The organism is Lysinibacillus sp. YS11 (genome assembly GCF_002896375.1).
GTDB lineage: Bacteria > Bacillota > Bacilli > Bacillales_A > Planococcaceae > Lysinibacillus > Lysinibacillus capsici.
On record NZ_CP026007.1, the window covers coordinates 2467265 to 2491168 of the forward strand.

Consider the following 23904-nt stretch of genomic DNA (forward strand, 5'->3'; position numbering starts at 1 on the left):
GCTCTTTACTTATTTTATAACTCCTGCAATTAATCTAAATAAATCATCTGTTGTTGCACAAATTTTTCCTAAAGGAGTATCAATACATATTTTAAGATCTTCTAAATCTGGATTGAAAACATCAGTATCAAGCTCCACGTATGTTTTTGCTGCATAAATGGTGATTCCATTAGTTCGATGTTTGTGTCTAATCAGGATTTTTGCTTTAAATTTAGTTCCTTCTATATCTAATTTTTCAACCCTAGCATAACCTTCATTTCCTCGAGCTAAATGTTTGAAATATGTTTCAAGCATCTCAGTAACTTTTTCCTTAATAGGATCAATTAAGTTTCTTTTACTATCTACATCAAAACTGAACGATGTATTAACAGGCATAATTATCACTCCAATAAATTATTTTACATAATTATTATGTCCTGATTGTCGAATTTTACACTTTTTTAAATTATTCCACTCTCAAAAGTAAGTACCGTTGCCCTAGCAGTTAAAGGGGGAAATTGTTCGATACTCACTTTTCAGGGCAAAATAAAAACACCCCGAAGGGTGTCAGATTCAAAATAGAATTACTTAACATATTTCTTGTAAAATGCAAATATATCTTTCTTCTCCATTTCTATATTATAGAATTCTTTCAATTCAATTTGAATCCTCTCAACAGAGCTAAACCTTCCATTTCTCCTTATAATTTCTTCTAAAGCTCGTTTTAAAATATCTTCCCTCGTTGGATGTTGCGATGAATCTAAATATAGATTATTGTCTACTTTCTCTTCAATTTCATCACTAAAAGCTGATATTGTATCCTTAATAAGTGAGTCCACTTCTTCTTTGGTATATGTCGATTTCTGTTCATCTAACTTTGTTGTTTCATATGTTTTTTCTTTAATTTCTTGTATATCAGTTTTAGTAATTTGGACTACATGATTTTTCACTGAACCAACTTCCTTGCTAATACCTTGCAAAGTTGCTTCTAAATTATCATTTCCCCTACGGTTATCACTATCTTGTTTAAAAGCAAAAAATATTGCTACCAAAGCTAATGCAATTGACACAGCACTAGAGATAATACTAAAGTTCACTTCGATTCCCGTATTCTTAGCGAAAATTGTAGCTACTAAAAGAATAATGATACCTATTAAAATTCCTGTTACCCATTTCCAATCTCTATTTCTCCACTCCAATGACCTCACCTCTCAATTTATCATACCTAAAAATTGGAGATGATACCATATATATTCTTACTCTCAAAACCACACCAAACCCTGCCCTATCGGTTACTAGTACATGCCAGCGCTCCTCGGTATCTAATACTCCTGAGATACTTGGTCACCCGTAAACCAGTCCTTTTTATTTGTATGGCTGTTTGATGCAGTTTTCAAAGCAAAATAAAAAACACCTCGATAAGTAAGAGATGCTTTAAGGGGGCGATTCGTCAGTAGCTTCTTCAAATTTTAATACAAAACCCTCATTTTTCACTTTTTCTAGTTCTTCAATATAGTCTTTTTTACATTCATCGAGTCTGGAATCTAGGGAGTCTTGATAGGCTGGAAATAGATTGTAATCTACTGGTTTACCCAAATAATCACCTCAAATTCTCAAATTTTTACTCATTATAGAATATATTGATATTTTCTGACAATTCATTTAGATACATTTGATTATTAGGTCTGACAAGACAAATAAACTTTTTTCTTATAAAAAAAATATAAACATACCTCATTACCTATGTATAGTAAAAAACGGATAAAGAAAAAGCCTCATCACATTGATGCAGGCTTGATTTCTTAAACTAGACAAACAATATCAGTAGCATCTCCTAAATATAATTCTTTAGGTAGCCCATATTCTTCCGAGTCATTGCATAGAAAAATACTTCCGTTAGTCTCTTTAAAAACTATTTGTTCCCAATACCAATTGTCTTTTCCTGTAAACTGCAGGACTTGTTGAATTTTTGATTGTAACATTTTATCAGCAAAATCTGGTGGTATATTATATTTTTCCTTCAAATGACTAATGGCACTTTCACTAAAATACGCTTTTTCTGGTTTTAAAAGCTGCATGTAATCACCTCTCTTTTACTTTATGATAAAGCGAAAGGTATTTCTTGCATAATAAAAGCCCCTCTTGTAACGTTTGGCTCTTATTTCTTTTTCTCAATGGACTCACAAATTGCAATTACAGCAATGGCAATCCATATTGACGATAGAGCATAAACATCACGCTCATACCCTAGTAATAGAGAAAGTACATGATTGAACATGTTTCCTATTACATATAGCCATAACAATCTTTTTGCCATTAATACACCACCTCTATAAGTAAAAGCAAAAGCCCTGTGAAGGGCTCTTAATTACGTGCAATTGAAGCGTTAGCCCACATTACAGCAGTTTCGAGGTTAGTCATAGCAACTGATTTCTCACGGCTGTTTGGACATTCTTCATCGATTAGGTAAGCAAGCTCTTTCGCCTTTTCGCGAATAGCCTCATACTTTGCTGGTTGTCCCTCTTTTGGTGCATGATACATAAAGTTGTTTTCAATTTGTGGTTTCATTTGTTTTCTCCTTCCGAATGCATAAGAAAAAGCTTCCATCATAAGATGAAAGCTTTGATATTGTGGTAATCCTATTTTCGAGTGCTCTTTTCTGACTCGTGGTAGAGCGACACCACGTTATTTTGTAACGAATTGTGTTCTAATTTTATAGTCATTTCCGTGCACTTGTTGATGTAGTAAGTTTGACTGAAATTATGGAAAGTGGACGAAGTTCACATATAAACCACTCCTTCAGTTTATTTGCCTGTTCCCTATATCTCTTAAAAAATATGGGCCGGCCATGTATGTCTTGCTCCGAACAAGTTTGCTCAGCGCGGGTCGGTCGTCGGTCTTTCTTTCCCTAATAATTAGTAATTTATAAATACCAAGAGAGGAAAACATTACCGCACCGACCTACCTCCGAGTTTACATCATATTTTTTCTATCACAAAACATGCTACATGTTTTACATTTGTTCTTTTTGTTACATCAAATGGTAATTATAACTTTTCATGAAAATTAAACCGGTATATAGTAAATAATAGGAGGTAAAATATGATAAATAAGATAATGAAAAATATACTCTTAATATTTCTTTTATTAATAACTATTTCAGTCTGGGTATATATTATCCATACCATAGACATAGCAACATCTCTTTTTTATTTGGTTATTATACTTTCATTGTTACTAGCACAATACATAATGTCTAAAAAAAGAATTGTTACTAAGAAACAATTTGTTATGTTAGTTTGTCAAATAGGTCTCGCTGGTATTTTTGTACCAGCTTTATCTCTTATTTTTGTGTGGATTATAACGAAAATTTGGGTAAATTTTATTGGTTTAATATTAGCAATGATTATATCTTTTATTGCTTCGATAATTTTACTCTTTGTTTTTACTTCACCTATGAAAAAGTCATTTCTAGATAGTGATTTAGATCAAAATGCGATAACTAATTTGAGTGCAATTACAAACTTTTTAACATTTCTTGTTACAATGTTGTTATTATTTTATACTACATTTAGTGCTAACGAGAGTAATAATTATACGGAATATTTAGAAAAGAGAATTCAAAATATTGAATCTCATTTAATACAACCAAATGAAGAAGCATTTAAACCCGTTGAGGATAATAAAAATATCAATGTTGATAACTCTGCATATTATTATATGTTTATTGCAATGATAATTTATGTTTTAGCAAGTTATTATACTTTAATACCAATGATGAACAGAAAGAAGAAAATTACTCGTAACCCTTCTCAAGAAATAAGTGTTCCCGTGAATATCAATGAAAAAGTAGAGATAGCCATTTTGTTAGATATGAAATATAAACATCTTAAATACTATGATAAAGATAAACAAAAAAATTAAAGTAGCCATATGGCTACTTTAACATTTTAATTAATATCGTATTTCTAATTCTAAAAATTGTTGTACTTGATAAATTCATGTGTTTACCAATAGCACGCATACTATCCCCATCAAGCAATCTGTGAAGTACTTCAACCTCTCTGTCACCAGTTACAAGAGGAATACGGTTTTGCACCTCTGCAATCTTTTGCTCATATTCCTTAATTCGATAATTTAGAGAATATACACGACGTTGTACTTCTGTATACACTGGATCACTTGTACCTCCACTAGCCTTTGGTAATGTCGCTTCTATGCCATACATAGCTGTTTTCGCCCCAATGTAGCTATTGTTATCAACTTTCGCTACTGGCTGCCTTGCTTCCTCGATCGTTTCAACCATCCATCGATAATTCTCAATCCACTGAAGTAAATTCTCTTTTGTAACTGTTGTTTGCCCTGTTAACATAGGTTTGCCCTCCTAAGTTGTGATATAATACCGTTATCAGACAAGCCATTATAGGGCATAAACCAATTCGAGCTGTAGCGTGTGACGACGCTGCGGCTTTTTCATTTTTAGAAGAGTTAATAATGGAAAAGCATTAAACATTTGCTATATAATGTATCTAGATATACTTTAAGAGACCAGGAGCAGAGCTAGTAGCCTTACTTGTGTTGTTAGTAACATTACAGTTGCTTTTATTAGCAAAAATGAAAAGGACGGTGGTTGATATGAAAAATAACTTTTGGTATGAGTGTTTGGTACTTGTTGTTGGACATTTAGCCGCAATGTGCGGCTCAGCTGTAGTAACGGTTGCTCTGGCCCCTTAAGGTATATCGTTTAATTCTCATATTGTTCATTCATTTCGGTCTGATATTTTTAGTTCTAAATTAAATTCATGTCGTTTATTACACTTAATGCAATTATCAATACCTATGAATTTTTCTGTTTGTTCTGATGTAAAAACCAACAATTCTTTAGCTTCAAATTTATTTGCATTTCCACAACTGCATAGCCAATATACATTCATTTTTATCACCTTCCCCTTAACAATTTCCTCATATTGTGCAGTAACTAAATTACTTCAAAAATGTTCAACTGCTTACTCCGTTCGGTAAAAGCTGGATTCAACCATAGAACTTCTTGCTTTGAAGTAGCTGCTTCAGTTGTGGCCATCTTCGTTAATTTACTCCAACCTTGTAACAGATCATTATATAAGTCACTATCATAACCACTTAAAAGAACGAATCCTTGATGTTTATTTAAAGTTAGTAGTAATTTTTCATGCTCTGAATCTTTCATTTCGTGAGCATAATGACGTTTAGTACGGGTTTCTAGTAAATACGGTGGATCAGCATAAATTAAGCAATCATCACGGTTGTAACGTTCAATTAATGTAGCTGCATCCTGGTTCTCAATTTGTACCCTTTTAAGTCTGTTCGTTGCCTCTAAAATTGTGTTAGGAAGCCCTATCCAATCAGGTAAAGCATTAACTGTAACTGTATCTATATTGTGCCGCCAACCTGTTCTGTCGGATGTTTTACCGCCTCTCGCCATCCAACAGCGCACCAGGAATACTCGAGCACGTTCAAGTTCTGATAAATCACTTTCTAACGAATCAAATGCCTGATAATACTCTTGGCGTGAGTATGGTGTAAGCTCAATTGCCCTTGCTAATGCGTCAGGTTGTTCACGGATAACCTTGAACAGATTGACGATGTTACCATCTAAATCATTCACTGTTTCAATACGTGCAGCTGGTTTATTAAATAAGACAGCACCACTACCGAAGAATGGTTCAAGATATACTTCATGCTCAGGCATTTGGCTAACTATCCATCTGGCCATATTCCATTTCGAGCCTACATAATTTAAGATTCGCTTCAAAAACTCACCTCCTGTTACTGAACATTTTCTTTCTTGTGTTCGTTATCTCAAAACAAGCTCAACTGCTCATATTTTTGCTTTTTGACAGGCGCATTCATTATTGCAGGCATATCGTCCACCATTTCTACCGTTTCTTGCACCTTTTCCAGCTTTTCGTTCACTGTAGCCGCTTCTAATACACTAGCTATGTCTGTTGCTCATTCTTCAAAAAGCACAATACGCTCAAAACATTCCGTACGTTTATATGCGCCAATTGGAGGACCATCTGGACGATGCTTAAAAAGCACACTGTAGTATCCATCTGCTCTTGGCTCCGTAATGATGTATTCCTCATCGATCAGATAAAAATGTGAGGGTGGCTTCACTACACGTGCCAAATATTTATTAAGTACTTTAGCTGGCGCATCAACAACAGCATCCACTAGCTCAAAGTGATTCTCTTGGTAGGCCCCAAAGTGAGACCCAGGTCTAGGGAAGCGGCTAGCACAATATGCATGACCGCCATGTGGGAAAAGATAGTAAAGTTCACCTTTTGTGAGATTAGTAGAACCACCCGTATCAATACATTTTCCCTGAAACATACTCACCACCTACTTTCGATAAATGGTAGCAAGTAGTGCAATGTATAGCCGTCCATCGATACAGCTTCGCTTGCATGTTCTTCAAATGTTTCAATCGGAATAGATTTGCGCCCACCATTTTTAGCTGTATGCCACGCTGCTTGAAGCGGTGGAAATGGTAAACGATAGTATTTATCTAACTCGCTGAAATACACAAGCAAAAATGTGATAGCGCCTTTTTCGTACCAGGAGCGGAGTAGTTCGTACTGATGATCATGTAAGTTTTGGAGCGGAAAACTTTTTCCCTTCGTTTCCTTTGCATCAAATACGACTGCTCGTCCATTGCAGACACCTGCGTAGTCCACCCATACAGGCTTTTCCTTCCGTCCCTCTATTTGAGAGCCCTTATCCTTTGTAATTTGCACAGGGGTTGGAATTTTACGAATATCTGCTAAACCTGCATTACGATATTTTGTATTAGCCATGTCAATGATACGTTCTAAAAATTTACCTCGATTGGCATGTGTTGTTGATTTTGCACGTTGTTTAATTGTCTGAGTATGAAACATTCTACGCCCTCATTTCTTCATGATTTTCTGCCTCTAGCAAGTCATAAATGGTGAGCTGGTTCTTCAAAAACTCTTGCTCAAGATCATCCAAGTGCCGCTTCCAGCAAGTAACCCCATACTGTCTTACAATTGATTCCCCATTTTTTAAGGGTCTGTTGCATCTTTTACAACGACTCATACTATCAGCCTCCTAAAATGGCAAATCATCGTCAGACACTTCTATCGGTCCCCGACTATTCGCAAATGGGTCCTCATCTACTCTTGTATAGCCAGGTTGATTCATAGGCAGCTGATTTTGCTGATAAGCACCTTGCCCTGGCATAGGACCAGCGAATTGTTGCTGTGATTGCCCGCCGGCATAGTTTGGCTGGTTGTTGCCGTAAGCTTGTCCGCCATATTGAGGTTGTTGCTGTTGTGATGAATATGAATTAGGCTGCTGTTGACCACTAGCTTGACTACGTGACTCTAAAAATTGGATACTGTCCGCTACAACCGTTGTGGTATACACTCTTTGTCCATTCTGATCCTCGTAACTATGTGTTTGAATACGTCCCTCTAAACCAATCAGTGCCCCTTTGCGCTGATAGTTTGCTAGATTTTCAGCTGCTTTACGCCATGCTTGGCAGTTAATAAAATCTGCATCACGCTCACCATTTTGATTGGCAAATGTACGGTTAATGGCTACTGTGAAGCGGCAAGATGCAATCCCGTTCGGTGTGTAACGTAACTCAGGATCTTTTGTAAGACGTCCAACTAATACAACACGATTAATCATTTGTTTGAATCCTCCCGTTTTTTGGCGATACCAGCATGCACATTGTTTTCTAAATATCTAAGTTGTTGCATTGCATAATGGGGGCAGTTGCTGTCACTTAACCGCTTCTGTACGTCTTGTAGGACTGGAAGCGGGAACTGATAATCACTGACAAGCTGGTTAATACGCTTCGCTACTTCATCATGTGTCACTGCCCGTACCAGTGCTTGGTCAGTGCCATTAGTAAAAGTACCTTTAGCCTGAGCAACCTTGGCGAAATGGTCACGCATTTTCATATGTTCTTCATGTCTGCTCAAATTTTTCTTCCACCTTCCCTAGCGTTGCTAAGATTTTTTGTCGTTCTGCTTCAAAGTAAGCTTTCTGTTCTTCCGACGGCTCCGCCTCTACATCCGTAATAAGTATTGATGATTCGATGATTTCTCCATTTTGTGGTTTTTTAAGTTGCCGCTCTTTAAACCATTGTGGAACAATCTCTCTCCGCACCCGTTGATATTGCGGAGGAATACTTCCGTTAGCTTTCTCCCTTTCCCCTTTGATTTGAAGGATTAATGTGGTTGCTTTTTCACGTAGTTTTTTGGTTGAAAGAATATTTGATTGCCAGAAGCTGTTGTTTTGTGACCAGTCAATTAAGTATTCAATTTGTTGAGCTGTCCGTTGATCTCGTTCCATCATGAGACGAATATGATCAGCCCAGCTATTCAAATTTGGCTTTTTAAAATTGGCATCGTTAGCAAGAATTCTTTCATAAAGCCTATTTGCTAATTGATATTCAACAGAAGATTCGTCGTAAACTCGTTTGCGACTAGTATTCTTTTTAGTAATCTCTGTATTTGTAATCTCTGTAGTAATCTCTGTATACGTATTACCCTCAGGGGCAATAGGTGTTTCCCGTTTGGGTAATACCCTATTGCCCATATCGGTAACACCCTCTTTCCCATTTGGGCAATACCCTCTTTCCTTTTTGGGTAACACCCTATTACCTAAAAAGGTAATACCCTCTAAAAGTCCTATGTTTAAATCGATAAATAATACATTGGATAAATTTGTTCCATTTGATGTGATTGTCCGAAAATCACGAGAAATTAAACCAAGTTGCTCCAAACGATCCATGGCTTCTCTGACTTGTTTTTTGCTAAAGCCAAATTGTTCAACAAAGCTATCATAAGAACGTTGTAGCGCATCCGCTTTAAACTTCTTTTTTATGCCCAGTAAACGCCCTGATGCCTCTTCTTTCACATGTGTAGGGCGATACCAATAAACAATTTCACTGAGCAATGTGATAGCAATTAAATCAGGCTTACCTGTGCTTAATCGGATGCTTTCATACCAAGTATGTGGGATGACATTCCCTTCTAAATGCATCTGTCCAATTGCATCCACTGTTGTATTTCCTGTTGTAAACATTTGGTTTGCCCTCCTTATAAAAATCCATCTGTTCGCTTACAAATGGCAAAACTGCCTTTGATTTCGATCAACTTGTAATCAGGGTAGCTCTGCCATATGTACCGGCGTACAAGGCGATATACTTCCTTTTCATCGTCTGCCGCCTGTTCAAAAATCCAATGTGGTAACAACACTCTGTGCGGTACAGAATTCATTGAGGCACTTGCATCTTGATAGCGCGTAAATATTGAATTAAGCTATCTGCTTCTTTCATTGTTAATAAATCTGAATTCTTATCAGGGATTTTGCATCTCTGCATAGCACCGTTATAAACTGTGTTAGGATCGGAACCATATGCTGTGGCAACTTCACTCAACAATTTTGCTATTTCATTGAACTGTTCCTGAGTCCTTAAACCTGTGTGATTTGGTTGATTTTTTTGCTGCTGTGGCTGACCAATGTTACTTGGCTGTTTTGGAGGAGCCTGATTCATATATTGATAATCGTTTCCGCTCGCTCCATTTGCATCATCATCCTTCTCGGTAGCCAGCCCTAACATAGCCGACAAGCTATAGCGCTTCATATAAGTAATCTGACCACCGAAATCTTGCATGCTGTTGGCTGCTGGAAATTTGAGTGGATAAGATTTCACATACTCTCCTGATTCATGCAGGAATATGGTTTCTACACAAGCCATGGTTAAATTGCCTTCAACGGTTGTATAGCTGTTCTGAATGATGGATAAATGATTTTGAACAAATATAGGTCTGACAGCATCTAAAATGCCATTGAGATCCGTGTATTCAAACGTATATGAACCACCATTTTTGGTGCGAACATTTACTTTTGCATTATGTTTTGGTGTTTGAATAGTAGCCCATGCTTTAGCTAATGCTGCCGAAATATTGACATTACTCTCGGAAAAAAGCATATTCTTCCTCCTAGCTAGTTGATTTTTTGAAGTCTTGGGCGTAAAATACAAAGTAACTATTATTTCGAATAATTTTTTAGACCACTGCCGCAAACAGTGGTTTTTACTTTGTATAGGCCTGTGAATAAATCGTGGAACGTTCTGCAAATTTCAACGTCACAACTTCTCCATCTTTAGCGATTCCTTCAAGCCCTGTGTTCTTTACTTGTAAAAATCGAAATTCTTTCTGATCTGATAAACGCTTGAAGAAAACAATACGCATTTCAATCACCTACTTTCTGATGGAATCCCATCAAGCAGCCTATAACTGCAAAGCAATCCGTCAAGGGGAGGAACGGGTTATAGACTGCTTGACGAGAGCGAGTATCGTACTCGCAATCATCTAGTTTTGTGATATAATTATTGAGACTAATTTAGTTCTGCTGTTTAATCGCGCCAACGATTAAGCAGCTTTTTTATTGCCAGCAAGCAATAATGATTGGTACGCCAATAGCAACCATGACAATTCCGCATTTCACACAGAACTCCTTATGTTCTTGATCCCGGCCGTCATCTGGCATATACAAATAATTCACTAGCCATTTCACCATGCTGACCACCACTTCCCTACTGACACTAAGCGTTCTTGCAATGACAAATTACTCCATTTATTAACTTTTAATATTTTCATTAGCAAGTTTCTTCACCACCTTTAGGGAAATACCTCGCCTACTAAAATCTTGAATTAACCCACCAAAATTTTTGTTATCTTGTAGCTGGACTTCTAAACGTCTGATAGCATGTTCTGCCTTTTTAATCCGCCAAGCACATTCAGCTGCTAAGTTGTATGTACCGTGCTGTCTATGAAATGCCATGGCTCCTTGTAAATCCTCAATGCATGCTTTCTTTGCGGCTATCTCTAACTCCAATTTCTTTACATGATCCAATTGAAAATTCCTCCTCCTATAAACATTGGTACTGTCTGTAAAAACTGCACTGCTGCATCTGCGCTAAATAATGCTGCTACTACTGTGTCTTGAGAATTTGTAATTGCGGCAGTTCTGGCTAAAAAATTAACTTCGCAAGCGATGATATTTTGCTCGATACGACTGATAGTTGATTGCGTAGTATGCATAAGTTCCGCAAAGGCTTCCTGTGATAATTTTGCTTTCTTGCGGCACTTTCTGATTAACTCTCCAACATCTACATGCAATGAAATCACCTCCTTATGCAGAAAGTGCATATTATGCTTACCACGCATGGTTTCTCTATTAAGTTATCTTTATAGTTGAGATATGAGATTGTTTGCCCCGATCTCTTATACATACCTGTCCGGGTAGTTGTATTTTTAATTATTGTTGAGAATTTCATCAATTATTTTTGCTGTTGGCTCTGCTAACCAAACTCGCTTATATCTTGAACCTATTTGTCTTTGGTGCTCCCTAATTCGAGGATCGCAAAGAATATATTTTTCTAATGACGCTTTACTAAATCTAGTTTCTCGAACTAGATCATCGATATCCCAATAAAGTGTTCGTTGCCTAACGGTTGCTTGTACTATTTGGTCGTATCTTTCTAACAATTCCTTTTTAGAAACGCCAGCGTTCTCCAGAACTAATTGAGTAATGTCCGTATCATTTTTAATCACAGTTACTTGGCACCACCTTCAACAAGTTTTAACGCTTGTTGGTTGTATGCGTTAATCTCCATTCTCAGCGTAGTAGATTGCTGCCACATGGAGATAAATTTGATACTTTCAGCAAAACGTGTTTTAGGAATTTCTCCATAACGTGGGACTTCAAAGTGATTTTTGAAATCTCTCCAAAAAGCGGAAAATACTTGACGGCTTATTTTTTTATAGGCATTCGATTCTTTGCCGCCTAACGCAGCTATCACAACTTCTCGGCCACGCTTACTTATCTGCGCTTCTTGATTGCCATCAATACGCATTGTGACAACAAGGTTTTGTACAGTTTCTTTAACTTCAACAACTTCCATTTGGATGCTCTGCAATTGCTTCCGCGTATTTAACGCTGATTCAAGCGCTAATGTGATAGGATCTTGTGATAGTTGCTTTTCAATATGTTGCTCCATTTCATTGAAGCGTTCGATGTATTTAACCGCGAATTGTGTGCCCTTTTTGCCAGTCATGCGAGTGCCATATAATTCGCACCCCTTCTTAGTTAACAAGAAGCAGGGTTGCTGCTTATTTTGACTATTTGTATAAGTAGATTCGATGAAATAGGACTGGGGTAAATTCCCCTCTCCTAATTGAGCAATAATGCGCCTCACATCTTTCAAGACTTCGTTATGGTCACGTCCGACCATTTCTGCAACTTCTGTACTCGGGATATTCCTTGATAATTGATTCATTTTGAGACCTCCTTCTCTAATACTATTTATTATAGAAATTGGAATTTTTACATTTTTGGAATTAACTCGCTTATTATCTTGATGTATTCTGATGTATTTAACTTCATTTACGAGTTTGACTTATCCAACGAAGTGTATTTAACTTTAAAATTGGAAAAAAGGAGACAACCTCAAGTCAAGAACTTTTTTATAAGTCTGGGAACAATTCAAAAAATGGTGTTTCTAGAACCTGTTCTAGTTGTATTGAAAGCTCTATATTTGGATTAGCTCGTCCAAGCTCTAAATGACTAATCAGAGCAGTTGAACAACCAATTAATTTTCCGAGTTGTCCCTGTGAAAGACCCTTGGCTTTTCGTTCAGCAATCATTCGTTCGCGTTTAGAACCTTTAAGATTTCGAAATTGCTGTGAAGGAAACTGCTCTTTGCGTTTCTTTTTACGCTTTGATTTAGTCATGCTCACACCCCCTTTCGTTGTTGGATTAGCGTTGCTACCGCTTCGTGAGCTATGAGGAAGGATAAAGTAAAAAATCTAAATTACTCTTTCAGCTCTACAAAAATTAGACGTTTTGTCTAATTCATTACCAAAAAAATTTCATCTACACTACAGTCAAATAGAGATGCTATTTTTCCAGCAAGCAAAAAATTAGGATTTCTAACACCACTTTCTATTTTATAGTAGTGTGACTGCGAAATATCTAATAGTTGAGCCATTTGTTCTACGCTTAAATTTTTATTCATGCGAAGTTCTTTCAAATAAACCCGCATACTTTCACCTCATTTCATTTGGACATTTTGTCCTTGAACTAAATATAATAGACATTTTGTCCAAAGTCAAATATTTTTACACATTTTGTCCAAAATAAATTATTTATTGGACAATGAGTGTAAAATAAATTAAATAAATACATAAAGGAGGGCTCTAATGTTTCATGAACGGTTAAAAAAGCTGAGAGAACAAGAAAATATTAGTCGAGAACATTTAGCTAATTCATTAGACATTACATATTCTGCATTGTCCAAATATGAAACAGGGAAAAGAGAGCCTGATTTTAAATTACTACAAAAAATAGCGAGCTATTTCAATGTAACAACTGATTATTTACTTGGTAATACAGATAAATCTGAACAACTTTCTCAACAAGAAAAAGACGAAGCTGAGTTCCAGGCTTTCGCCAACAACCCTACCCTGCAAAAATGGTACAAGGAGTTGCCGAAGTCGAAGGAAGAGGATTTGGAGAAGCTTCGAAAGATGTGGGAGATTTTGAAGGATAATGGAGAATTGTAAGGTTTAATCATTTTAAAAAAAAAGCTAAATAAACTATTTAAAAAAAATTTAAAAGTAAATAAAATTATCACTTAGAAGGACATGCTTAATACATGTCCTTTAAAAGCGTCATCTTTGTTATTGTTATCCATTTTTCAGTTTTTTTTTATCATTTTTATAGGTATATTCACACAAGTGAAATTAACTATATAATAAATTGTATTTAGACTAGGGAGTGAGCTTTATGGTAAAAAAATTAGATATTTTTAAATATAGAAAAATTGAAAATATACCATTTGATTTTAGTGAAAATATTAATTTAATTTCTGGTACAAATGGAACATGCAAAACGTCAATATTATACTTAGTAAGTAATTCATATCAAAAAGTTGTAAAAACCAAGGTAAAAAAAGATGTTCAGGATTGTTTAAATATTATCCAAGATATTAATACATTAATGAATCCTAAGATTGAATCGCTTACACGTGGGGATAAAGAATATAATGACCCTGCACCTAACCATAAAGGTAAATTATTTGATGTAACTTATACAGATGATACTACACTGGAGTTTAGAAAACATAATTCTCAAAGTTCAGATAGATATTCACTAAAACCAGCCTATAAAAAGTCTAGTTCTGATAAACTACCTGAAATGCCTATAATTTATTTAGGTTTATCTAGGTTAATTTCGTATGGTGAATATAGTGATATTGATGTTGAAAGAATAAAAAAATTATTAGAACAAAAAATACCTGATGAGCATTTAGCAACCGTTGAGGCCATTTTAAATAAAGAAATTCGTGATCTAAAATTACAAAATATTAAGCAAAAGTTGCCTCAAAATTACCAACAGGAAATTAATGAAATATTTAACAAATTCACTGGTATTCAAGTTATTGAAAATACATACCATAAAGTAGCAAATATAAAACATAGGGCTGACTTTGTATCTGATATTCAAGGAGTAGACTCAAATACTATTTCAGCTGGAGAAGATAATCTATATATGATTATAACTGCCTTAGTATCTTTAAAATATTATTTTGAAACTAATCAAACTGAGGACACCCGTCCAATTGAGAGCATTCTTTTAATTGATGAGATTGATGCTACACTCCATCCGTCATATCAGCTTAAATTATTAAAAATAATACGTGATTTTTCCCTGAAATACAGAATTCAATTTATTGGTACAAGCCACAGTCTTTCACTTTTAGAGTACGCTTTAGAAATGAAAGATAATGTTATATATTTATTAGATTCAGGTAATACTGTTGTTCCATTTAACAAGGATTTAGATATAATATCAATAAAAATGTTCTTACAAGAGCAAACAGCTATGCAAATGAATCAAAATAGTAAAATCCCAATTTTCACTGAAGATGCTGAGGCGAGGATGTTATTAAAAGTTTTACTTGATTACTATGCAGAAGCCCACACAGATTTTTTCCCAACGGTGGTTAATTCGGTTCATATTGTCGACGCAAGTTTAAGCTCAGAAGCACTTTATAATATATTTAGCGACTATATATTGTCAAATAATTTTTTACGATCAATTTGTATTTTAGATGGTGATCAGCATTCTCGAAAATCTTTAAGCAATAACATCATCGTTCTTCCTGGTAATAAAAATCCAGAGGCGCTCTTATTGAGCTATTTAGCAGATGTTTTTGAAGAGAAAAAAGACTATTATAAAGATTTTTGGGATGCTACAAGCATGGTTATTAAAAATGGATATCAAAAAAGTGTAGTACGAAGAGATATTTTGTCAAAACATGAAGAAATAGAAAAAGAAATACAACGTTTAACAGAAAATTCCGAATCTACTAAAGGGAAAAGAAGAGAAGAATATAAAGAATTATTTAACGAGCATCAATATTTCTTTAGTGAGTTATTTAAATTTTGGGTCAAAGATCCAGCTAATAATAATATAATAAATTCATTTTTTAAAGATTTTAGAATTATGTTTAAGAAAACCGCTCTAGCTCACGGTATAAGAAAAAACATCTGGCCTTAGACGTTCTAAATCATCCAAAAGCATTTTTTAATTAAAGTGAGGTGATAGCATGACTAATCCTTCTCCCTTACGTTATCCTGGTGGAAAAAATAAAACATATAGATATATTCAATATTTAGTAAAAGAAAATAACATAACAACATATATTGAACCTTTTGCAGGGGGGGCAGCTGTAGCTCTTAGGCTCTTATTAAATAATGATGTACGACGGATTATAATTAATGACTATGATAGAAGTATTTATGCACTTTGGAATACAATAGTAACTAATCATGAAGCACTTATTAATCTTATAGAAAATACAGAAATCACAATAGAAGAATGGTATAGGCAAAGAGAAGTTCAATTGAACAAAGATACTGCCTATGAGTTAGACTTGGCCTTCTCTACCCTTTTTTTAAATCGTACAAATCGTTCTGGGATTATAAAGGCCGGTGTAATCGGCGGAAAAGATCAAAATGGGGATTATAAACTGGATTGTCGTTTTAATAAAGTTACAATAATTAAACGCATAAATGCGATCGCAGCTAGGGCTAATGATATAAAAGTTTATAATGAAGATGCAAAGCATTTTATCTCTAAGGTTATTAAGCACACGAGAAACTCACTTACATTTTTTGATCCCCCATACTATGTGAAAGGACCAGATCTATATACAAATTTTTATGAACATGATGATCATGTTGAATTAGCTAAAACTATTAAGAAATTAATGAGAAATCGTTATTGGATCTTAACTTATGATATAGCTGAACAAGTGGAAAAAATGTATAAAAACTATAAACCACATCAATATTGTTTGAATTACTCAATTGCCAAGCCAATTAAAGGAGAAGAATTTATTTTCTTTTCAAAAAAGTAGATCCAAAAGATATTTCTTTGTATTTAAAAACTTTGTAACCTCGCTTTTCAAAAGTGGGGTTTTATTGTATATTAAAATAGAACACACGTTCCTTTTTATTGTCTTTTTAGGGGTTGATTTACATGCACTATACACATCTTGAAGATTATGTTCAACAATTCTACACTCGCTTGGGCATTACAGACCCTACCCTGCTGCATGTTGAAGAAGTGGCTTTTAGAATGGGATTAAAAGTTTTTTATTGGCCAGATAAGAGTCAGGCCTTATTTATTAATGGACGGCATTATATTTTTCTTAATGAAAATCAATCGCCACAGCTACAATGGCAAGACTTTTGCCATGAGCTATCACATGTTCTGTTACATACAGGTGATCAATTTCATATGTATCCCCTATTTCGTGAGTACCAGGAATTCAAGGCCAACAATTTTATGTACCACGCTTGTATTCCTACTTTTATGTTGGAGTCATTGTCAATACATAATCATACAGAACAAACGATTATGAAGGTAATGCAAATCTTTAACGTTGAATACGATTTTGCTTTCAGGAGATTAACACAATATAACAATAAGCAGATTATGCAGAGGTTGCATAATCTGACTTTTATAAATATGAGATGATGAGTGATAAGGACAGGTCATAAGAGCATGTTAACCGCTTTAGCTACCACTGTGAAAGGAGTGATGTAAATAGTTGTCCTATACGCTAATATGCCTGTCCGGGTTAGTTAGATAGGAAGTGGATAAAATGGCTAGATATCAATTAAACACTACAAAAAAAGAGGATATTTATTGGTACATTGATGCCGATAAGAAAAAGAAATATGCTTACCGTTACAAATATTACGATCATAACGGTAAGCGTAGAGAGAAATCAAAATATAGATTTGATACTATCCTTGCCGCTGAAAGAGCTCTCATTGCTATTAAAAGTACCATTTTAAATGGTGGAGAAAAGATTGCTTTAAATGATAATATGACGGTTTCACAATGGGTAGAAATTTATTTTGATCGCAAAAAATCAAAATGGAAAGGAACTACCCCTAAAACTTATCGTAATATCATTGATTCTTATATTCACCCATTCATTGGTCATCATAAACTTTCACGTCTAACAAAAAGTATTTATCAATCACAATTTATTGATAGATTAATACCTATCGCTGCACCAAAAAGTATTGTAACATACCATAATTTTTTTATAGGTTGTATAAATGCTGCTGTAGAAGATGAAATAATAGATAAAAATCGAATTGCAAAGGCTGATTTACCACGTGCGGAGAAGCAAAATACTGACGAAGTAGAAGGAAATTATTTAACATCTACAGAGTTAGCATATTTATTGCGCTGCGTAAAAGAATCTTGTGATATTACTAGATATACTTTAATATCCCTTCTTGCGGCTACAGGAATGCGGCGGGGCGAAGCTGGGGCTTTACGTTGGTCAGAAATTGATTTTAAAAATAAATTAATAAATATAAGTCGCACTAGAGACGTTCATGGAGAGCGGTCAGCAAAAACACTAAATAGTATCAGGACAATTGATATGACTGATAATTTAGCAGAACAGCTGGAACAATACCGTAAATGGTGTATTGAAAGGAAGCTAGCCTACGGTATACAACATGCAGTGGATGATTTAGTTTTCATTAGTAAAACATGTCATCCACTGAATCAAAATGCTGCGGCATTAACTTTGTTACGTATGCATGAGTTACATGGGGCAAAATTTATTTCCCCACATGGATTACGACATACCTTTGCTACAATTTCAATTGCATCTGGTACACCGCCTACAACGATTGCCAAAATTCTTGGTATGACTACATCTACCCTCTTGAAAACATATGCACATTCCTTCGCTGAAAGAGAAAAACAAGCGATGCAAGTAATGAGTCAATTCCTTCATTTTGATAAATCTCTCTAAAACTATTAAAAGTGGGGTACGAATTGAGGTACGGTTTACACCGAACCTCCCCCACCCCTTTGATATCAAGGGGTTTCAATACATAGTGTTGATAAGCATAACTTATGACCTTGGTTTCTATCCTGATGTTTTTAATTTTTTGATGTGCATAATATCAAGGTTTTGTATTAATGAAGGTTTCTATACCTATCTAACGAAGCCTATCTAAATGTATTTAACTGGGGTATGATGTGGGGTACAAACTGGGGTACGCGGACTTTTTGTAAAATGTGTACCTCAGTTTGTAAAAATGTATATAAAGGAGGTTTGAACAGGTACTTTCTTATAAGGAAAGAACAATATAAATTCCTTTAAAGTTAATATTATTTCTTTGACACAATCTGTGGCATTTTTATTTTGATTTATTACTATACAAACAATTTTCTACTATAATTAATACATTTTTATAATGGTACCTTCTAGTGGTTTATCTTGTTTGTAGATGCTAAAGAATTTTGTTTGATTTCTCTCACTGCTTCAGTTATGATTTTGAAATTTCTTCTAAATCAAATTCATCACGATCCATGTGTCTGGGCTCTTTCTTTGTTGGTGTTTTTATTATAGGCTATCATATTTGACAGCCTTTAAAACCTTTCTTTGAAGTTAATACTTATAATATTTTCATCTCTTTAGATCATTCTGATTACGTTGTAACCCTGTGCTCTTAAAAGGTTTAGAGCAACATCGTCTGTTAGTGCTTCATGTTCACCGTGTGTTAAATGTAAGCTTGATAAACCTATAATTGGTACATTGTCAGGCTTGCGTTTGAATAAAAATTTTACTGGTACTATTATATCGTAATTCATAATCCACACCCCTTTTTATAGATATTTCTACATTTTAGGTTAATTCCCCTCCATAAAATCGATGACATACTTTTATTTCTATGTACAAAACATATCTAATTACCTAAAATGGTAAATAGTAGTTAGATATATTGAGGTGAATATAAATGAATAATTGTCCTAATTGTTTAGCCAGTAATCCTTTTAAGAAAGTATATAGAGATGGTTTAGTATTTGTGAAATGTGTATATTGTAATACGATTTTTGAAGATATTACAAAGAGAAAAACGAGAGAAGTGTCGGAGAGAGTACGAAACGAAGTCCAAAATGATGTGCAAAAAGAAAAATCTTCAGGTAAGGCTCTAGCAATTGTGATAGGACTTATGATCCTTTATTTTATTATTGATACTATATCTAAACTTTATTAAATTATAAAATAAAAGTTTGTTATATGAACAAGGGTATTTATGCTATCTCAGTCTTTCTGTTAAAAGAATGAAAAAAGCCCAGGCACAAATACTAAGTACCTGTGCTTTTTTGATATGTACAAACATAATAAATTTTCCTAAAATGGTAAATAGTCCATTAAAAGTAAAGGAGGGGTATTTATGAAAAATTGCCCTAACTGTTTAGCTACAAACTCATATAAAAAGTTTCACAAAGAAAACACTGAAATATACGTGTGTGAATATTGTGGTGCAGTATCAGAAGATTATACAATAGAAACTCATATAGAATTTAATCATTCGGAAACAGTAAGAGAGTCAGAAAGTAGAACCTACTATTATAGAGAAGTGACTCCATCAAAATGGCCGAAAAAAATCGCACTAATTTTGATTAGTATAATAGGATTATTGGTAATTGGACAATCCATAGAATTGTTTTTTTCAGATGAAGAAAAGCCAATAAAACAAATCTCAACCATTACGCCCGAAAAGTTTCGAAAGCTCAAAGTAGGTATGAGTGAAGAAACCGTAAAAGAAATCGTAGGATACGGTGCCTTACACAAAGATGGAGATAAACTTAATTATAAGGGAGAAAACGGTGTAGAAGAAAATTCTAGGGTAAGTTTAGAATTTTATAATGGTAAGTTAGAAGCTATATATGAATTCGGATTAATTACAAAAAGGAAATATTAATATGGTAATCATAAATCATTTCTTATCCTACTACTCTAGAAAAATTATTTAGACCAAGACGGCATGTTGAACTGCCCCCGTCAAGTAGACAGTGGAAATAATAAAAATGTATTAAGCGGCTTGAGTCCTGAATTCTAACGGACTCAAGCCGCTTAATCGTTTCTGATAACGATAGTAATTATAAAAATGAATATAATCATCAATCGCTAGTTTTAACTCTTCATATGAATTGTACTTATGTAAATAATACTTCTCACACTTCAATGTGCCCCAAAATGATTCAATTGGTCCGTTATCAATACATCGATCAATACGGGACATACTCTGTGTCATATTGGCAGTTTCCACTATTCGCCTAAATTCCTTCGATGTATATTGAAAACCTCGATCACTATGTATTAATGGCTGTTCGCCTGATTGTAATGATTGAATAGCTGATTTTATTGTTTTGAAAACAAGGGAATTATTATTCGAATGACCGAACACATAACTCACAATTGAACCATCATATAAATCGATAATTGCACTTAAATAAGCTTTTTTCCCATTTCCATACTTAAACTCTGTGACATCTGTACACCATTTTTCATTTGGCTTTTTCGATGTAAATGCTCGATTTAATACGTTCTCCGCCACATGATGTGCTGGGGATTTACGATAAGGCTTGCGCTTTCTACGAATAACAGACTTCAATCCACTAATCTGCATTAAACGATAAATACGCTTTTCGCTAACCATCGTTTGATTATTTTCTTTTCGCTGACGATTGATGGTCAACGTTGTACGACGATAGCCGTAAACCATCTACTTGTTGGTAAAGGAGATGAATGTCCTTTAAAATTGCTTCATTTTCAACCTCTCTGTTAGAAGGCTTGCGACTTAGCCACTTATAGGAAACATCAGCTATTTCACATAGTAAAAGAATCGAAAGTTCTTCCTCTCGATGTAATTCTTGAATCGCTAAATAGCGTTGCTGTAGACGTATTTGGCTTAACGACGCCTCCTTTCGATTTTTCCTCTAACTTTTTTAAAAATAAATTTTCTGCACGTAAACGTTCATTTTCACGTTCAATACGTTGAATATCTAATTTCAATTTCTCCTCAACGGTTAATTCGACTTCATCTTTTGTGCGACCACGACGATCACGTAATCCCTCTTCACCGTTTGTTTCAAATTTCTTCGTCCATTGATATACCTATTGATACGAAACACCATAGGTGTGCGCTGCCAACTGATAATTTTTCTGGTGCTTCAAACAGTACTCGACAATCTCAATACGTTCTTCAAAAGTTGTCTTTCTTCCTTCTGTCATAGCTTGACTCATTCCTTTACCTGAATCTTTTATTTCACTATGACTAGTATACTTTTTTACCCAGCTTTTTAAAACGGAGGTACTGCTAATCTCGTATTTCGCCTACACCTCCATCTGTGAATAACTTTGTTGAATGTAGTCCTCCACTGCCGCTAATTTTAACTCTTTTGAATAGAACTTACATGAAGTAGCTTCTTGTAATCCTTCACGTCCACTTGCCTCAAATCTCATTTTCCATCTATGAAAAGTCCGAACTAATTTGCTCGGCGCAGGTCGGTCTGTCTTTCCCTAATAATTAGTAATTTATAAATACCAAGGGAGGAAAACCTTACCGCACCGTCCTGCCTCCCATTTTACAAGATAAATTTTTTTACTACCTAATTTGTAACGTATATAATGTTTGTAACATATATCACATTTAAACATTTATTCGTTTATTATTTCTCAATACTATTGCAAGCATCAAGTATGTAATTCATGAATTGGATAGTATCATCAATACGTTGTTTTTTAGATTTATAATAACGTATGTTCAATCCTTCTCTAATACTAATAGCTTCTTTTATAAGGTTATGCCATCTTTCTGGTATATGATTGATTGCATATTTACTAGCATCTACCTTTGAAACAATATCGCATTCTCTAAGTGTATAAAATTGACGTAACATCCCTGTAATAGACCACTCTACTTCCATATCGACAAATTTATTTGGTAACAGAAGAGCTATGGTCTTATATTTTTTTATTGTCTTCAATCGATTTAACCAATAGGTATTCATATTTTCTAAAACATATTCAATTAATATACTTTCATCAACATTAAAAACTAATGTGGTAACATCTGAACCCTTTATAGTGATTCCTTTGTTTTTTAAAATCCACCAAGTAATAGGGTTAGTACAATCATTACTCCATTTTGTTTTACCTTCATTTACGTATAAACAATTCTTTATCTCAGATTGTTTCTTACCAAAATCTTTATCTAGTAAATAACACCCATCCATTACTGTTTTCTTATATTTTTGATTTAGTTTTTCATGAAGATCAGATATTATTTTCACATCTGATTCAGTTAGGGATCGATTTACAACAGCAATAAAGTCAATATCACTGGAACCTTCTATGTAAGCATGAAGAGCAATTGAACCATGTAAATATAATGCATCCAGTGTATTAGGAATTTGATTTTCAAATAACAATAAATATTCATTTAAAAAACTTTGAACTTGGATAGGAACTTTAGAATCCACAGAACCTCTCCTTTTAATTCTAACCAATACTTATATTACTAAATAAATAATATAATTCTCTTTTCATTATGAAGATATTCTTTTTTTATTCGACACTTTTTAAATTAGGAATAGTATACTTTTTCTACTTTATATAATGTCTGCTCGATAGTGGAGCAGAGAACGGCATCCGCTTTGTAAAATTTAACTCGAAAGTATAAACTTTTCAAAAAGTTCTTTATATTATTTTTTTGCTTAAAGGCAGGGAGAAATTCTGAATTTTTCTCCACATCACCAAAACTTTGAATCCACTGCTCTACACAAGTCTGACTAAGTATTTTTCTATTTAAAACACTAATTATGGATTTGACCATTCTCTCATCTTCCCCATCGGAGTAAATTCGCTCTGTTATAGTCATCTTTTCGTAAACCAAATCGAGGATAGTTAAGAGGTCGCTTTTATCCAGTTCGGAACATTGAACCAAATCATCTAAAGCATCTGCTGCATGGGCTATGGCATGAGCCCAGCCTTTTTCTTCATCATACCCACGGTAATCTCGCTCTTCTTGTACATTGTAAAATACTTTCTCTTTTATGTGATGAATTTGCTCTCTTGGGAGAAATGGTGATTCTCTATGCCTCGTTAAGAGGAGCGGTATGACTAGCATGGAGAAAGACCGAGTGAAGACAGAGTCTGTATTTGTTTCACCAAGCTTAAAAAGCAAATGGTTTTTATCCAAAACAACCGGTAAAAGTTGTTCTAGTTCGTTTGCGGTGAGAGATTTATCAGGAATCCAGTGTGATAAGGTTGTATAAATTAGCTCATCACGTAGTTGGGCATCCAAAGAGCCAATGTTATTTATCATTTCTAGTATCAACTGAAATCTATCGGGAGGTGCTTGGTACCCATTTTCTTTTATTAATATCAACTTTTCTTTTAAATTCATTTTACACGCTCCTATTAGAAAAATTTGTTTGAAATCA

Annotated in this window: 35 protein-coding genes and 1 pseudogene; 7 read left to right on the forward strand and 29 right to left on the reverse strand. The window is 34.5% G+C overall.

Going from position 1 to position 23904, the window contains the following annotated elements; translation table 11 throughout:
* Positions 1–9 precede the first annotated feature (9 nt).
* The 6 genes from LBYS11_RS12195 to LBYS11_RS12210 form a co-directional block, all read right to left on the reverse strand.
* Positions 10–375, reverse strand: a complete 366-nt coding sequence (locus tag LBYS11_RS12195) for a hypothetical protein (RefSeq protein WP_066037348.1) — start codon at positions 373–375, stop codon at positions 10–12.
* A gap of 188 nt (positions 376–563) precedes the next feature.
* Positions 564–1178, reverse strand: coding sequence for a hypothetical protein (locus LBYS11_RS12200; RefSeq protein ID WP_066037347.1), 615 nt, complete (start codon positions 1176–1178; stop codon positions 564–566).
* Between the two features lie 235 nt (positions 1179–1413).
* Positions 1414–1575: a hypothetical protein gene (locus LBYS11_RS23260; RefSeq protein ID WP_175400746.1), complete on the reverse strand. Its 162-nt coding sequence runs from the start codon at positions 1573–1575 to the stop codon at positions 1414–1416.
* Between the two features lie 206 nt (positions 1576–1781).
* On the reverse strand, positions 1782–2057 hold the full coding sequence (locus tag LBYS11_RS12205; RefSeq protein ID WP_066037346.1) for a hypothetical protein: 276 nt from the start codon (positions 2055–2057) through the stop codon (positions 1782–1784).
* 80 nt (positions 2058–2137) lie between these two features.
* The gene (locus LBYS11_RS23080; RefSeq protein WP_158651951.1) at positions 2138–2296 is read right to left on the reverse strand and encodes a hypothetical protein; all 159 of its coding nucleotides are present in this window, start codon (positions 2294–2296) and stop codon (positions 2138–2140) included.
* Between the two features lie 47 nt (positions 2297–2343).
* Positions 2344–2547, reverse strand: coding sequence for an Acb2/Tad1 domain-containing protein (locus LBYS11_RS12210; RefSeq protein WP_066037345.1), 204 nt, complete (start codon positions 2545–2547; stop codon positions 2344–2346).
* A 534-nt stretch (positions 2548–3081) separates the two neighbouring features.
* Here LBYS11_RS12210 and LBYS11_RS12215 point away from each other — a divergent pair.
* On the forward strand, positions 3082–3903 hold the full coding sequence (locus LBYS11_RS12215) for a hypothetical protein (protein ID WP_066037344.1): 822 nt from the start codon (positions 3082–3084) through the stop codon (positions 3901–3903).
* A gap of 13 nt (positions 3904–3916) precedes the next feature.
* On the opposite strand, the gene LBYS11_RS12220 is transcribed toward LBYS11_RS12215, so the two are convergent.
* The 19 genes from LBYS11_RS12220 to LBYS11_RS12290 all read right to left on the reverse strand — a co-directional run bounded on the left by LBYS11_RS12220 (position 3917) and on the right by LBYS11_RS12290 (position 13093).
* Positions 3917–4351 carry a helix-turn-helix domain-containing protein gene (locus tag LBYS11_RS12220; RefSeq protein ID WP_066037343.1) on the reverse strand — a complete coding sequence of 145 codons (435 nt, stop codon included), beginning with the start codon at positions 4349–4351 and terminating at the stop codon, positions 3917–3919.
* A gap of 388 nt (positions 4352–4739) precedes the next feature.
* Complete coding sequence (locus LBYS11_RS23085) at positions 4740–4913, reverse strand: hypothetical protein (protein WP_158651952.1); 174 nt, start codon at positions 4911–4913, stop codon at positions 4740–4742.
* A 44-nt stretch (positions 4914–4957) separates the two neighbouring features.
* Entirely contained in the window at positions 4958–5770 is an 813-nt protein-coding gene (locus tag LBYS11_RS12225) for a DNA adenine methylase (RefSeq protein WP_233731958.1), read from the reverse strand.
* A gap of 197 nt (positions 5771–5967) precedes the next feature.
* Positions 5968–6351 carry a hypothetical protein gene (locus LBYS11_RS12230; RefSeq protein WP_103118220.1) on the reverse strand — a complete coding sequence of 128 codons (384 nt, stop codon included), beginning with the start codon at positions 6349–6351 and terminating at the stop codon, positions 5968–5970.
* 2 nt (positions 6352–6353) lie between these two features.
* Entirely contained in the window at positions 6354–6899 is a 546-nt protein-coding gene (locus LBYS11_RS12235) for a Holliday junction resolvase RecU (RefSeq protein WP_066037341.1), read from the reverse strand.
* 1 nt (position 6900) lies between these two features.
* Positions 6901–7077 (reverse strand): DUF6011 domain-containing protein, encoded by a 177-nt coding sequence (locus tag LBYS11_RS23660; RefSeq protein WP_233731975.1) that lies wholly within the window; start codon positions 7075–7077, stop codon positions 6901–6903.
* Positions 7078–7089: 12 nt separating this feature from the next.
* Complete coding sequence (gene ssb, locus LBYS11_RS12240) at positions 7090–7674, reverse strand: single-stranded DNA-binding protein (protein ID WP_066037340.1); 585 nt, start codon at positions 7672–7674, stop codon at positions 7090–7092.
* The gene (locus LBYS11_RS12245; protein WP_199768256.1) at positions 7671–7970 is read right to left on the reverse strand and encodes a DUF6877 family protein; all 300 of its coding nucleotides are present in this window, start codon (positions 7968–7970) and stop codon (positions 7671–7673) included. Before LBYS11_RS12245 ends, ssb begins: the two co-directional genes overlap by 4 nt.
* Positions 7957–9078, reverse strand: a complete 1122-nt coding sequence (locus LBYS11_RS12250; protein ID WP_066037339.1) for a hypothetical protein — start codon at positions 9076–9078, stop codon at positions 7957–7959. The genes LBYS11_RS12245 and LBYS11_RS12250 overlap by 14 nt, the downstream gene beginning before the upstream one ends.
* 14 nt (positions 9079–9092) lie before the next feature.
* The gene (locus LBYS11_RS23665) at positions 9093–9251 is read right to left on the reverse strand and encodes a hypothetical protein (protein WP_233731977.1); all 159 of its coding nucleotides are present in this window, start codon (positions 9249–9251) and stop codon (positions 9093–9095) included.
* Between the two features lie 17 nt (positions 9252–9268).
* Positions 9269–9988, reverse strand: coding sequence for an ERF family protein (locus LBYS11_RS12260; RefSeq protein WP_066037338.1), 720 nt, complete (start codon positions 9986–9988; stop codon positions 9269–9271).
* A gap of 103 nt (positions 9989–10091) precedes the next feature.
* Positions 10092–10250: a hypothetical protein gene (locus tag LBYS11_RS23090; RefSeq protein WP_158651953.1), complete on the reverse strand. Its 159-nt coding sequence runs from the start codon at positions 10248–10250 to the stop codon at positions 10092–10094.
* Between the two features lie 193 nt (positions 10251–10443).
* Positions 10444–10578, reverse strand: coding sequence for a hypothetical protein (locus LBYS11_RS23970; protein ID WP_255409617.1), 135 nt, complete (start codon positions 10576–10578; stop codon positions 10444–10446).
* A gap of 60 nt (positions 10579–10638) precedes the next feature.
* Complete coding sequence (locus LBYS11_RS12265) at positions 10639–10914, reverse strand: hypothetical protein (RefSeq protein ID WP_066037337.1); 276 nt, start codon at positions 10912–10914, stop codon at positions 10639–10641.
* The gene (locus LBYS11_RS12270) at positions 10902–11180 is read right to left on the reverse strand and encodes a helix-turn-helix domain-containing protein (protein WP_066037336.1); all 279 of its coding nucleotides are present in this window, start codon (positions 11178–11180) and stop codon (positions 10902–10904) included. The genes LBYS11_RS12265 and LBYS11_RS12270 overlap by 13 nt, the downstream gene beginning before the upstream one ends.
* A 135-nt stretch (positions 11181–11315) precedes the next feature.
* Positions 11316–11615 (reverse strand): hypothetical protein, encoded by a 300-nt coding sequence (locus tag LBYS11_RS12275; RefSeq protein ID WP_066037335.1) that lies wholly within the window; start codon positions 11613–11615, stop codon positions 11316–11318.
* Between the two features lie 2 nt (positions 11616–11617).
* A complete protein-coding gene (locus tag LBYS11_RS12280) occupies positions 11618–12340 on the reverse strand; it encodes a Rha family transcriptional regulator (RefSeq protein WP_103118221.1) in 723 nt (240 codons plus the stop codon).
* A gap of 187 nt (positions 12341–12527) precedes the next feature.
* Positions 12528–12794, reverse strand: coding sequence for a helix-turn-helix transcriptional regulator (locus tag LBYS11_RS12285; RefSeq protein WP_103118222.1), 267 nt, complete (start codon positions 12792–12794; stop codon positions 12528–12530).
* 116 nt (positions 12795–12910) lie between these two features.
* On the reverse strand, positions 12911–13093 hold the full coding sequence (locus LBYS11_RS12290) for a helix-turn-helix transcriptional regulator (RefSeq protein WP_233731978.1): 183 nt from the start codon (positions 13091–13093) through the stop codon (positions 12911–12913).
* 169 nt (positions 13094–13262) lie between these two features.
* Between LBYS11_RS12290 and LBYS11_RS12295 the strand changes: the two genes are divergently transcribed.
* The 5 genes from LBYS11_RS12295 (at position 13263) to LBYS11_RS12315 (ending at position 18415) form a co-directional block, all read left to right on the forward strand.
* Entirely contained in the window at positions 13263–13625 is a 363-nt protein-coding gene (locus tag LBYS11_RS12295) for a helix-turn-helix domain-containing protein (protein ID WP_103118224.1), read from the forward strand.
* 223 nt (positions 13626–13848) lie between these two features.
* Positions 13849–15624 carry an AAA family ATPase gene (locus LBYS11_RS12300; RefSeq protein ID WP_103118225.1) on the forward strand — a complete coding sequence of 592 codons (1776 nt, stop codon included), beginning with the start codon at positions 13849–13851 and terminating at the stop codon, positions 15622–15624.
* 49 nt (positions 15625–15673) lie between these two features.
* Positions 15674–16486 (forward strand): DNA adenine methylase, encoded by an 813-nt coding sequence (locus LBYS11_RS12305; RefSeq protein WP_103118226.1) that lies wholly within the window; start codon positions 15674–15676, stop codon positions 16484–16486.
* Positions 16487–16608: 122 nt separating this feature from the next.
* Positions 16609–17109 carry an ImmA/IrrE family metallo-endopeptidase gene (locus LBYS11_RS12310; RefSeq protein WP_103118227.1) on the forward strand — a complete coding sequence of 167 codons (501 nt, stop codon included), beginning with the start codon at positions 16609–16611 and terminating at the stop codon, positions 17107–17109.
* A gap of 127 nt (positions 17110–17236) precedes the next feature.
* Complete coding sequence (locus tag LBYS11_RS12315) at positions 17237–18415, forward strand: tyrosine-type recombinase/integrase (RefSeq protein ID WP_066037326.1); 1179 nt, start codon at positions 17237–17239, stop codon at positions 18413–18415.
* A 668-nt stretch (positions 18416–19083) separates the two neighbouring features.
* On the opposite strand, the gene LBYS11_RS23265 is transcribed toward LBYS11_RS12315, so the two are convergent.
* Positions 19084–19260 carry a hypothetical protein gene (locus tag LBYS11_RS23265; protein WP_175400745.1) on the reverse strand — a complete coding sequence of 59 codons (177 nt, stop codon included), beginning with the start codon at positions 19258–19260 and terminating at the stop codon, positions 19084–19086.
* A gap of 587 nt (positions 19261–19847) precedes the next feature.
* Between LBYS11_RS23265 and LBYS11_RS12325 the strand changes: the two genes are divergently transcribed.
* Positions 19848–20378 (forward strand): hypothetical protein, encoded by a 531-nt coding sequence (locus LBYS11_RS12325; protein ID WP_048393132.1) that lies wholly within the window; start codon positions 19848–19850, stop codon positions 20376–20378.
* 111 nt (positions 20379–20489) lie between these two features.
* Here the strand turns inward: LBYS11_RS12325 and LBYS11_RS23670 are convergent.
* From LBYS11_RS23670 to LBYS11_RS12345, 3 genes and pseudogenes are all read right to left on the reverse strand, one after another.
* Positions 20490–21940 (reverse strand): annotated as a pseudogene (locus tag LBYS11_RS23670) (IS3 family transposase); the annotation flags it as partial.
* A gap of 188 nt (positions 21941–22128) precedes the next feature.
* Complete coding sequence (locus LBYS11_RS12340) at positions 22129–22941, reverse strand: aminoglycoside adenylyltransferase domain-containing protein (RefSeq protein ID WP_103118230.1); 813 nt, start codon at positions 22939–22941, stop codon at positions 22129–22131.
* Positions 22942–23045: 104 nt separating this feature from the next.
* Positions 23046–23867, reverse strand: coding sequence for a DUF2785 domain-containing protein (locus LBYS11_RS12345; RefSeq protein WP_103118231.1), 822 nt, complete (start codon positions 23865–23867; stop codon positions 23046–23048).
* Positions 23868–23904: the final 37 nt, after the last annotated feature.

Coding starts and splice junctions, on each gene's coding strand:
- LBYS11_RS12210 (WP_066037345.1), bottom strand. CDS start 2,547: ATGAAACCACAAATTGAAAACAACTTTATGTATCATGCACCAAAAGAG.
- LBYS11_RS12215 (WP_066037344.1), top strand. CDS start 3,082: ATGATAAATAAGATAATGAAAAATATACTCTTAATATTTCTTTTATTA.
- LBYS11_RS12295 (WP_103118224.1), top strand. CDS start 13,263: ATGTTTCATGAACGGTTAAAAAAGCTGAGAGAACAAGAAAATATTAGT.
- LBYS11_RS23090 (WP_158651953.1), bottom strand. CDS start 10,250: ATGCGTATTGTTTTCTTCAAGCGTTTATCAGATCAGAAAGAATTTCGA.
- LBYS11_RS23080 (WP_158651951.1), bottom strand. CDS start 2,296: ATGGCAAAAAGATTGTTATGGCTATATGTAATAGGAAACATGTTCAAT.
- LBYS11_RS23085 (WP_158651952.1), bottom strand. CDS start 4,913: ATGAATGTATATTGGCTATGCAGTTGTGGAAATGCAAATAAATTTGAA.
- LBYS11_RS12230 (WP_103118220.1), bottom strand. CDS start 6,351: ATGTTTCAGGGAAAATGTATTGATACGGGTGGTTCTACTAATCTCACA.
- ssb (WP_066037340.1), bottom strand. CDS start 7,674: ATGATTAATCGTGTTGTATTAGTTGGACGTCTTACAAAAGATCCTGAG.
- LBYS11_RS12300 (WP_103118225.1), top strand. CDS start 13,849: ATGGTAAAAAAATTAGATATTTTTAAATATAGAAAAATTGAAAATATA.
- LBYS11_RS12310 (WP_103118227.1), top strand. CDS start 16,609: ATGCACTATACACATCTTGAAGATTATGTTCAACAATTCTACACTCGC.
- LBYS11_RS23660 (WP_233731975.1), bottom strand. CDS start 7,077: ATGAGTCGTTGTAAAAGATGCAACAGACCCTTAAAAAATGGGGAATCA.
- LBYS11_RS12220 (WP_066037343.1), bottom strand. CDS start 4,351: ATGTTAACAGGGCAAACAACAGTTACAAAAGAGAATTTACTTCAGTGG.
- LBYS11_RS12195 (WP_066037348.1), bottom strand. CDS start 375: ATGCCTGTTAATACATCGTTCAGTTTTGATGTAGATAGTAAAAGAAAC.
- LBYS11_RS12205 (WP_066037346.1), bottom strand. CDS start 2,057: ATGCAGCTTTTAAAACCAGAAAAAGCGTATTTTAGTGAAAGTGCCATT.
- LBYS11_RS12325 (WP_048393132.1), top strand. CDS start 19,848: ATGAAAAATTGCCCTAACTGTTTAGCTACAAACTCATATAAAAAGTTT.
- LBYS11_RS23970 (WP_255409617.1), bottom strand. CDS start 10,578: ATGGTGAAATGGCTAGTGAATTATTTGTATATGCCAGATGACGGCCGG.
- LBYS11_RS12285 (WP_103118222.1), bottom strand. CDS start 12,794: ATGACTAAATCAAAGCGTAAAAAGAAACGCAAAGAGCAGTTTCCTTCA.
- LBYS11_RS12260 (WP_066037338.1), bottom strand. CDS start 9,988: ATGCTTTTTTCCGAGAGTAATGTCAATATTTCGGCAGCATTAGCTAAA.
- LBYS11_RS12315 (WP_066037326.1), top strand. CDS start 17,237: ATGGCTAGATATCAATTAAACACTACAAAAAAAGAGGATATTTATTGG.
- LBYS11_RS12235 (WP_066037341.1), bottom strand. CDS start 6,899: ATGTTTCATACTCAGACAATTAAACAACGTGCAAAATCAACAACACAT.
- LBYS11_RS12250 (WP_066037339.1), bottom strand. CDS start 9,078: ATGTTTACAACAGGAAATACAACAGTGGATGCAATTGGACAGATGCAT.
- LBYS11_RS12280 (WP_103118221.1), bottom strand. CDS start 12,340: ATGAATCAATTATCAAGGAATATCCCGAGTACAGAAGTTGCAGAAATG.
- LBYS11_RS23265 (WP_175400745.1), bottom strand. CDS start 19,260: ATGAATTACGATATAATAGTACCAGTAAAATTTTTATTCAAACGCAAG.
- LBYS11_RS12305 (WP_103118226.1), top strand. CDS start 15,674: ATGACTAATCCTTCTCCCTTACGTTATCCTGGTGGAAAAAATAAAACA.
- LBYS11_RS12345 (WP_103118231.1), bottom strand. CDS start 23,867: ATGAATTTAAAAGAAAAGTTGATATTAATAAAAGAAAATGGGTACCAA.